Genomic DNA, 9,383 nt, shown 5'->3' on the forward strand with positions numbered 1-9,383 from the left:
CTCTGCATGACCCACCTCTGGCTCGATAAAACACCCAATCTCGGTGTCCATCAAACCGGCAGCAGCTCAGATAGCGCTCTTCGGAATCGACTAGCATCCCGTAGCTGAGCCGGTCCGCACCGGCTCGCGCCGTAAACTATTACAGTTCGAGCTATTCTGTTTCCGGAAGATTCAGCTCTAATGAGCAAACTGTAGCCTATGGAGAACCAACGGACTGCGTCACGAGAGAAGGTTCTAAAGCCCGGAATGATCGAATTCGGGGGCAATGCAGTACCGTGCATCGTCCGCAATGTCTCCGAAGCTGGGGCGTCTCTCAACGTGACCAGCCCATTCGCCATTCCGGATTTTTTCACGCTGGTTTTGACGCTGGACGGTCAGCGGCATCCAGCTCGGATCATCTGGCGCAAAGACATGCAGATCGGCATCGCGTTCGAGCTGGCCCTTTAAAGCAGAGCGCCACAAACCCGCGCCGCAAAGCTCCCGGCGCCAATGATAGCGCTTGGCGAAACTCAGAACCTTTGCCATTTGGGAGAAATCAGTCACTCAGAGACTAAACTTCCGAGTGCTGTTAGGGCCAGTCGCGTGGATGGCGCGAGATTCGGTTCTATTCCGCTCAGATCATCCGGCCTGACGATCAGAAGAGATCCTTCGGTGATCACCAGATTCTGCGACGGAATGTCGCGAGCAACGAAGACTTGGCGCTGGATTATGCCTCCCTCAACATTGGGATCACTATCCAGTCTTTCTAGCAAATGCTCGAACCGCTCTGGCGGAATGAAGTAACCGATTTCTTCATGTACCTCCCGGACTACGCATTCCAGGAAAGTCTCGTTCCCTTCGCAATGCCCACCAAAAAGACCTACCATGCCTGGATATAAGATGTCGGGAACGTCGTCGCGCTGCTGAAGCAGGAAACAACCATCAGGGTCGATGATGATCGCGGAAGCGGTCTTCCGAACTGGCGGCGCACTACGGTTACCCATTTCTGCCTCAGCTCGAGATCGACCGGCCGGCGGATGTTCTGATAACCGACGCGCGAGCGCAAGAACCTTCAGCGATCTGCCTTCGCTCACTACGGACGTCTCTCCTGAAATTGAACGCCGCAGCATGACAGAAGCTGATTAAAACGAAAAAGCCCGCGCCTACCGAAGGTTTATTTTAGAATGCGAGTCGGACAAAGGAGCGATTTCGTTTCCGCAGGCTTGATCACCGCGAAGACTGCTGGCGCTTAAGTCCATCGAAATCGGAAACTTAGGACGATCTCAGGGGAGCTGCTGGGCGACGGAACGGCGCCTTGGCGGGAGCGCAATGCAGGCTCGCAGGCGCTTTCATAGCTTAGCGAAAGGGGCGGCAGCGGCTGAAGAAAAAATTGCTGGGGGTGAACTTTCGGGCCACTGCGAGCGCGCTGCCCTCGCTCGCTTCGAGCGCGATCTTCTGGGCGAGCATGACGTCTCCGATCGGCAGATCGCCCGCCGGCAGGAAACATAGGCCGATGTTTGGGCGACCGTTTTCGCCCATCTCGCAGACATTCGCCGCGGCCCCCGCATAGATCCTGTAGCGCTTGCCCGTGTCGCCTCCGACGACTTCGAAATAGCCTTTTGTTGCGAATTGTCCCCGCTGGGCCGGCGAGAGCCAGCGCCGCAAGAGTAGCAGCGCACGTCCTTCCGGAGTCCTTTCGGCGCCGTGTCTAATGAACAGTGCCTTTGCGGCCCTCATCCGCGAGCCTTCGCCCGGCCGGGACGGTTTAAAGCGCCACATGGCTTGGCGATTACCCGCCGACCAGCCTGGGGAAGAAGACAGTTTCCTCCGCTGTGGGGTCGAACGATCGGATCTGCGACACCTGACCTGAACCGGTCCGGACCGCGGCCGTGAAGCCGACGTTCGTCAGCTTACGGAAGCGCTGCTCCGCCTTGGCCAGTTCTCGTGCATCGTTCTCGTCGAAAAAGTGACGGCTGTCGCCGGCACGGTCCATCACAATCTGGATCGCCATGCGGGTCCCTCCTTCTTGCTTAATGACTGAATGTTGTTGAACCTCCGAAGTTCCTAGCTGGTCAACCGTCCTGCCTTCGCGCGTCGAAACAAATGCTTCGGTATGTTGGGACGCAGATGGCCCGCTAGCTATGCGCAGTTTCCCGGAATTCGGCGAACAGCATCAGCCCGCCACAGGCTCGCCCGAATGACCACGGTGGAGCGGCGGTCCGTCCGTTCCATAAACCGGAGTCGCATTCACATACGATAGTTCGCCTGATGTGAAGCGCAGTTGCACTGGGCTTGGCCTTGCGGGTTCAGAGGCTTTCATGCCGTATTAAGAGTTTGAGCTTGTCATGCGACGTGCCAGCATCAGGGCGGAATGATCCTAGAAGATGACAAGGAGCGGCGGACCAAGCAGAACGTCTTGCGGCAGAGCTCACGCTGGTCCGGCCAGAACTGATGTCCCACAACTCTGCAATTCGGGTTCGAGATCAAAGCAACGCGGAAATCTATCGCACCGCTCTCGATACTTCTTTAATCCGCAAACGCCACCCTGGCCCCAACAAAGTCTCGTACTCACGATAGCACAAACTTCGCGCTGCGCGATCGCAACTCCGCCAGGCCCGCAGCCCGCGAAGCTGCAACCGGGCTTTTACCGAGGCGGATTCAGCTCACCAGCCAGCCAGCCGACCGCGTCTGTCTTCATTGGATCCACAGCGAAGGATGCCACTTCGGTACGTTCGCAGGTCGAGCATTCGAAAGTGCGCTTCTCGAATCCGGCTTTGGCCGGAGAGATGCGCGCCAATGCCATCCGGTGTTTGCATACCGGACACATCGGCCGCTCATTCATACGCGCAGTCCCCCACTGGCTCCAAAAGATACTCATTACCCCGCCCCGCAATTTGATACAGAAATGACGAAAGGCTAAGCGGCATCCCGACGAGAGGTGGAGCAGTCTTCAACATCCCTTGAGAGCGCAGTCGCCGCCAAATGCTCCCAGTATTCTGCCTCCGCGAGCAGTCTCCAACTTCTATCAGGACGAAGCGCGGCACTTTGTCGACAAAGCGCGGCCATCGCGCGCAAGCGCTGTGCGGTTTTCATTCCAGCCTCCCGTGTTTTCTCCACCCTATTTTTTGTTTTTACGTTGGAGTCATCATGATTATGCATCAAAACTAATTTTTTGATCTTTTGCCGAGCCAGCAGCGATTCGGCGCGCGCTTGCTGCGATTGGTTTTCGTTTCGAGCTCCAATGCTGTTCATTTGACGGAATTTTCCGGCTGGCGTCCGTTCCTCACTTGGACCTCCATGCTCTGTCTCGACCAACTTCCCTCGCTGGGTGTTGCCATCTGGAGAGAAATGCAGCTGGATGGCACGATCTTCCGGGAAGCGACATCGCGAACAAGAGCGCAAGACTAAGCGGTCCCGATTGGCGCAGCTGTTCTGTGAACTATTGTGTCGAGCGCGCCTCTCCCAGCGCGATCGCGATGGCAATTCCTTCGAGGAGCCTCACAATCAGGGTCATTGGTCGTGACGTTTTTAAAAAGCCGCTGGCTTCACAGAACAAACAGCGCCTCACGCTGTTAGAGAGCAAACTCGCGAGGTGAGCTCATGCGTCGATCAGATGTGACTGCCGTCCTATTTCTACTGTCTAGTTTCATGCCGCTCAGTGCTTCTGCTCAGCAAACAACGCCAGATGCTAACCAAGCCTCTCCCCAAGCGCGGCCGGAGGCAATGCCGCAGCAGCCGGAGCAAATCCAAAGGCAAAATGCTCCAGTCCAGCCAGAGCGTACACCGCAGCAATCGGATCAGGCACGCGACTCAGACCGCCAGAGGGCTGAGGACACGCGGATTAATCGCGATTGGACCACTCGCCAGCAGCGAGGCGAGGACCCTATGGATATGGACCGGATGCGTCAGATGCATCGGCAGATGGGCCGTATCATGGACCAAGATGAGGATCACCGAACCACGGGCCGAAACTGGCATCGTGAGGAGGATGATATGGAGAGCGGCTCTAGATATGGGTCGTCGGGTCGCAGCGAAGGCCGACATTATAACGAAATGCGACGTTTTCCTCGCGTTAAGACCTGCATCGAGTATGAAAACGGTGACGAGTTCTGCCGGTATCGGGATTGAGCGGACACCCGGAACGTGCCGGTTGCCGCCGCTCATCGCGCAGGGCGTCAGCTCTCCTGCGGAGTAGGGCGAGACCTTTGGCGGCCGCCGGCCCACTGGTTCTCCCGGCGTTTGGTTGGGACCCGCGGTCTTTGTTGCCGGACGAACTTGGACCGCATGCACCCGGCTACACGGATCTATGGGTCTCCGCAGATGATGGTTAGGGCATAATGTCATCAGCAGATTACCCAGCTGCAGGAGGCAGATCTGAAAGGTGGGCCGGTTCAGACCTCCGCCCAGAATGAAGGGCAGCCGTTTGAAGCGGGATCGGTTGGATCGAAGGTCCGATCCGAGCTCACAGCAGCATCACCAGCTATCTGGACGGCAGCGACAAGGCGCGCCGATTACCGCGCCTTATGCACGCCATTACTAGTTCGCAGAGTACAGCCAAGCCATGTTTGCCGATGACAAAACATGGAACGCCGAACACTTGCGCTGCCTGACCGATAATTCGCAAGCACGCGGTTTCCAGCGACTGCGTGCGCGCCTTTTTTCCAACTCCTTTCGAGGACCTCCCTGAGGCGGTTGAGGTCGGCAGATATCCACTCCTCCTCACCATGGGTCACAAGATGCTGTGAAGGCAACGCTTCTTGGCGCTTCAGTGAAGCTGCGCGCAAATTGCTACGGTGATTAGCTACGAAGCTGCCCTAGCAGCCGTCGCTCAGCTACAGAGTGTCCGGATTGGACCCATCCATTTTCCTGGCGGGTGCCGCTCGTCGCGCGCTCTTCTTTCCTCCACCGTCGCCTCGTAGCACCGTCCCCAGCGTAGTTCACGGCGTCCAGATGTACGATTGGCCCGAAGGCTAGGCGCGCAGCGCAGACGTCGGGAAAGCCGTGCCACCAGGCTGAGAGCGGAAGCGAGAGGCCGCCTTAGAGGGCGGCCTTCTCATTAGCTGGTAGGCGTCCGCATGTCATTGGCGAACTAGCTAGGACCGCATACCTCCAGCATCGAGAAAAGCAGGCCCCGCCGGGGCAATGGCTGCTCGACCGCTGATCGAACTACGCCAACTCTGTTGCTCCCTTCACAGTTGCGTGCTTCATAAGCCCGCTGTCGGCGGCGGCGCCGACGCGCTCGGCTCCCGTGCTTTGGATCGAAGGTGCGGACCTCCAGGTACGGGGCCGAATTAGCGCTGACTTCTATGATGGTTTCCGACTGCGATCGGCTTACAGCATGGACTGCGGGCTAGCCGTCTTGGCAGGAAATACCGAAGTTGTCACACGCGAGAGCGAATGACTCTTTTGCCTTTGCATCCTCGAAGCAGAAACGAGCTCCGACCTCCGCGCGATCAATCCACCAATCGATGTTATTGCCTTTCGCGATGCGGGAGGCTTCGCCGCGTAAAAGGTCCAGTTGTCTTCCGGCAGCACGAACGATCAGGCAATTTGCTTTGGGCACAATCCGTTCTCCAAGGGCAATCAGCACTGGTATGAAATGGCGCCAGCCGGGTTGATCCTAGAGCTAAGCACCGTAAACGAAGGCCGCAGCAGGAGGCCCGCTGCGGCCTCATTGTCAAAAAAAGCCGGGTGAAAAAGATCTAAGTGAAATATGGAGCCAGCCCCGGTGGACGCATCATACCGGGCTATTGGGCAAGGGAAATATGATCTAAATCACAATTCAAATCAGTAATGAATCCGAACCATCTATGCTGAGGGAGAGCGCCGCCGGGGCTGGCTAGCTGGCGGGCTCTCACCCCGAGCACAAGGCCGCGTATGTCCCCCACGGCCCCCGTCCCAAGCAACACGCTACGCAGCCGCCGCTAACAAAGTGTAAACCTTGTTCCGTTCATATTCGTCGGTCTCAATGGTGAACTCGCTGCGACTTCCGGCTGGAAGCCCGCTAGCTAACGCACCTGGCGGGCTTTCTTCCTTTTCGAAACCAGTCTGATTAAAGCATTGCGCGGATGAAGAGAAACGACAAACCCAAAGAATGGACCGATGCAGAGATGCAACTTCTGCTCGCGCTGTCGCGCGAAGGCGCCGGCGCGGTCCAGATTGCAAGTGCGTTGCATAGATACGTTGCATCAGTGAAGCGTGTGGCGGGAAGCTTTGGCCTCCAACTGCGGGGTTAAGGGCTGCCGGTCACGCTGGCGGCCCTAGCACTCCCGGCGCTCTAATCCGCAATTGGATCGGCTGCCGGGAGCATTGGGGGCTGGAAACCAAGCGATGCCACGTTCGCCCTATATCGACAATGCGTACAAAACCGGAATCCGGTAGTTGTCCGGAGTCCATTTTCGGAACGGGGTGTTCTACTGTGAGAACACCGGCGCGATTTAAAGACCAACCAATTTCAAGTTTCCCGGGAATGCCGCAGTGGGGCTGGAACCACGCTGCGGCTTTTCCGTGAGAAATCAACTTCCGCGCACAGCGACGTTTTTCGTCAGACTACATTTTGGCGCAGCAAGTTGGTCCCGAAGTTCATTTTGGAGCGCGGGCGAGCGCAGTTTGATATGGGCAAGGTTGGATTTGTAATCATCTTTGCTGCCATTGCGGCATATGCAGCGGATCATCGCTGGAACGATGGCCGCTATACACGAAGCACCGGAGCTGTGCTTCGTGATGTGCAGCATGCCATAGGTTGGTGACGCCCCGCCTTAGAGGCGGCCTTGATCATTGGTCCTCTTCAGACCAGACATTTGGGAGTTTCCACATCTTCGGCATCGACGTTCAGCTTCGGCCTCTGCCAGGGCGCCATCTCTGTGAGCTGCTGCCGGTTTGATGGACACCGAGATTGGGTGTTTCATGAAGCCGGAGGTAGGTGATGCAGAGACGGAAGTTCAGTCGAGAGTTCAAGGTCGAGGCGGTCAAGCTTGTCAGGGAACGCGGGGTCTCGGTGGCGCAGGGAGGCCGCGACCTGGGCGTTCATGAGAACGTGCTGCGCAATGGGTGAAGGAGTTCGGCTCTGACCCAGTGCAGGCATTCCCTGGGCACGGGCAGATGAAGCCTGAGCAGCTTGAGTCGAGCGGCTGCGGCGCGAGGTCAACAAGCTGAAGGCAGAGCGCGACATCCTAAAAAACTGTCCAGGGCCATTGCGCGCCTGTGCGGGTTAGAAACAGCACTGTGTTATCCTCTGCGGCTGGGAGGGTAGCGGCCGTCAGCTTATCACTGTCCCCCGTTAAAAGACGTGGTCCATGGGTGCATGCGGACTTGAGAGTGGTGACGCCGCTTCGGCTGCGATCCCGAATAGGAAGATGACGATTGGCATAACCCAGACCCTTCCGCTCATGAGTGAATGGAGGATTTGCGATGCCCCAGAGGACGACCGGTGACCGGCCGGAATTGAAGCCAGTCAACGTCAGCGCGGCCGCCATCGACATCGGATCAAAGATGCACATGGCTGCGGTGAACCCGGACTGCACTGACATTCCCGTGCGCGCGTTCGGCACATTTACACAAGATCTCCATGATCTGGCGGATTGGTTTAGCGCATGCGGCGTGACCAGTGTCGCGATGGAATCCACCGGGGTCTATTGGATCCCAGCCTATGAAGCCCTGGAGCAGCGTGGATTTGAGGTTATTCTGGTCAACGCCCGGTATGCGTTACTACTTCCCGATTCTCCACAACGGCGAGACACACGCGGACGACGTGGGGGAGCTGCTTCGCTCTGCTGAGATAGCTATCCAATACGGCGCCCGTGTCGCTCGGGATATCGCCAGCGATCCCGATTGCCACCGTGATGCGGGCACGGTTGTAATCGTGATTGACGCCTTCGGTGCCGAGATCGCACGGCATAGAGTTGAAGGGCGGCGGAGCGATGGAGGCGAGCCAAGCTCAGGCCGCGAGGAGGCCCGGCGGCGTGAGGACCGCAGGCCGCGAGTTACCAAGACGATGGGATTTTGGTCCTAGTTGGCCGGTTGATCAGGTGGAGGCGCAGGCGGTGCGGGTGTTGGGCCTCGCCGAAGGTGAGCCGCAGAACGGGTCCCCTTCAACGCCCGCTGGCCTCGTTTGGCGTGAACATCTGTCTCGCTCCAAGGCACGCTGGCGATTGCCCTGCTTACGCCATGAGATGTGAGGGGCCGTTTCTTGGCCGATGCTGAGGCGGATCATGCTACATGGCTGACTTGTTTATCGTCTCCACTATGACAGCAGCGGTGTTACTGGTTGAAATCGCAATTTTTATTGTTCTCGTGATGATTTAACTGACGCGAGAAACTGACAGTAGATGAGAAGCGCCACGCGATCACGCATGATCGTCTCAGTCAACTCGCCGCCCGTCGTACGGTCGGCGGGTCTTTATGTTGTCGAAGTGGAAAAATGACCCGCCGGTCACACCGGTCGTTTTAGTCGTTGCTCTCACGAGCTTAGACCGCATGCCGGCCAGTATCATGTAAGCAAGGCGCCGCCAGATCAGGTTCATAACGGCTATGAGTGCATTTAGCCGCTCGAGGCGGACTTCAGCGCGGGCGCAAAGCGTTCGGAGAATGTTGCGGCCTTGGCATCCCGGGCTGCAGAAAGGGCGGCCGAGATAATCGTTGAACACCCCACGAATGCGATCGCGAGTAAGGCCGCACCGAAAAATAGTTTCCTCATCTTACTCTCCTCGAGAGGACGTCAATAGGTGCAAAGGTGAGCTACGAGATCGTGAGCGATCGGGGCAAGCAGTCCGCAGGTAATCTGAGACTGTAGGCGTGGCTGGGACAGGGCCCGCCGGTTCACACCGGCGGGGCACTGGCTTTCCATCACGTGTATCGAATTTGGTACTCGCTTTGGCTGCGATCTTCGGCGCTTTCACCGCTCCAGTTCCTTGATGGCGTCTTTTAGCAGTTCGAGAAGCCGGATTTCACATGCCCCCATGACGAACTGATCGGCGTCGTCAGGCACGACGATCTGCCCTGCACGTGTCCATCATGGGATTGGATGATGAAGTCTCTGGCCTTGCACGCTTCGTTGCGGACGTTCGTTATCGCCTCAAGCGGACCCCATTCAATTCTGACAGCCATTGCTAACCTCGCTCTTGGGGGAACGCGCGCGAGCTACTGCGGGTCATGCGAGTTGAGGAGCGGTAAAGCCGGCAGATCGATCGGCTCGCCTGGAGGTCGATCAACCCTGTTCGCTTTCTTTCCGCTGACGAGGACACCAATATAGCCGTCACCCACCAGTAGGGCCCCTGCGATCATCAGCCAGTGCGGAAATGCCAAGGACATGGTCGCTGGCCTTAAAAATACCGCGCACGGGCGCCGGTAGGACAAACCTATTCAACCATTTCGTGATTGAACAAGTCAAATATTTAATATATTTA

6 protein-coding genes and 2 pseudogenes are annotated in these 9,383 nt (G+C 57.5%); 3 read left to right on the plus strand and 5 right to left on the minus strand.

Annotated features, from left to right (window positions below; translation table 11 throughout):
- Positions 1 to 246 precede the first annotated feature (246 nt).
- Positions 247 to 447: a PilZ domain-containing protein gene (locus IVB13_RS04560; RefSeq protein ID WP_247337968.1), complete on the plus strand. Its 201-nt coding sequence runs from the start codon at positions 247 to 249 to the stop codon at positions 445 to 447.
- A gap of 92 nt (positions 448 to 539) precedes the next feature.
- On the opposite strand, the gene IVB13_RS04565 is transcribed toward IVB13_RS04560, so the two are convergent.
- The 5 genes from IVB13_RS04565 to IVB13_RS04585 form a co-directional block, all read right to left on the minus strand.
- The gene (locus tag IVB13_RS04565) at positions 540 to 1,073 is read right to left on the minus strand and encodes an NUDIX domain-containing protein (RefSeq protein ID WP_247487938.1); all 534 of its coding nucleotides are present in this window, start codon (positions 1,071 to 1,073) and stop codon (positions 540 to 542) included.
- 262 nt (positions 1,074 to 1,335) lie between these two features.
- On the minus strand, positions 1,336 to 1,716 hold the full coding sequence (locus IVB13_RS04570) for a hypothetical protein (protein WP_247487940.1): 381 nt from the start codon (positions 1,714 to 1,716) through the stop codon (positions 1,336 to 1,338).
- Between the two features lie 52 nt (positions 1,717 to 1,768).
- Entirely contained in the window at positions 1,769 to 1,990 is a 222-nt protein-coding gene (locus IVB13_RS04575; RefSeq protein WP_247337974.1) for a hypothetical protein, read from the minus strand.
- A 905-nt stretch (positions 1,991 to 2,895) separates the two neighbouring features.
- Complete coding sequence (locus tag IVB13_RS04580; protein ID WP_247487942.1) at positions 2,896 to 3,231, minus strand: hypothetical protein; 336 nt, start codon at positions 3,229 to 3,231, stop codon at positions 2,896 to 2,898.
- 2,098 nt (positions 3,232 to 5,329) lie between these two features.
- Complete coding sequence (locus tag IVB13_RS04585; RefSeq protein ID WP_247482871.1) at positions 5,330 to 5,542, minus strand: hypothetical protein; 213 nt, start codon at positions 5,540 to 5,542, stop codon at positions 5,330 to 5,332.
- Positions 5,543 to 6,904: 1,362 nt separating this feature from the next.
- On the opposite strand from IVB13_RS04585, the pseudogene IVB13_RS04590 reads away from it, so the two are divergent.
- Positions 6,905 to 7,157 (plus strand): annotated as a pseudogene (locus tag IVB13_RS04590) (transposase); the annotation flags it as partial.
- Positions 7,158 to 7,470: 313 nt separating this feature from the next.
- Positions 7,471 to 7,677, plus strand: a pseudogene (locus IVB13_RS04595) (transposase); the annotation flags it as partial.
- Between the last annotated feature and the right edge of the window lie 1,706 nt (positions 7,678 to 9,383).

Origin of the sequence: Bradyrhizobium sp. 17, from assembly GCF_023073515.1 — a bacterium.
In the GTDB taxonomy this organism is placed as follows: Bacteria; Pseudomonadota; Alphaproteobacteria; order Rhizobiales; family Xanthobacteraceae; genus Bradyrhizobium; species Bradyrhizobium canariense_D.

What these genes read in the sequence shown, in the direction of transcription:
- IVB13_RS04560 (WP_247337968.1), top strand. Translation starts at nt 247, where the DNA reads ATGATCGAATTCGGGGGCAATGCAGTACCGTGCATCGTCCGCAATGTC.
- IVB13_RS04570 (WP_247487940.1), bottom strand. Translation starts at nt 1,716, where the DNA reads ATGAGGGCCGCAAAGGCACTGTTCATTAGACACGGCGCCGAAAGGACT.
- IVB13_RS04575 (WP_247337974.1), bottom strand. Translation starts at nt 1,990, where the DNA reads ATGGCGATCCAGATTGTGATGGACCGTGCCGGCGACAGCCGTCACTTT.
- IVB13_RS04580 (WP_247487942.1), bottom strand. Translation starts at nt 3,231, where the DNA reads ATGAACAGCATTGGAGCTCGAAACGAAAACCAATCGCAGCAAGCGCGC.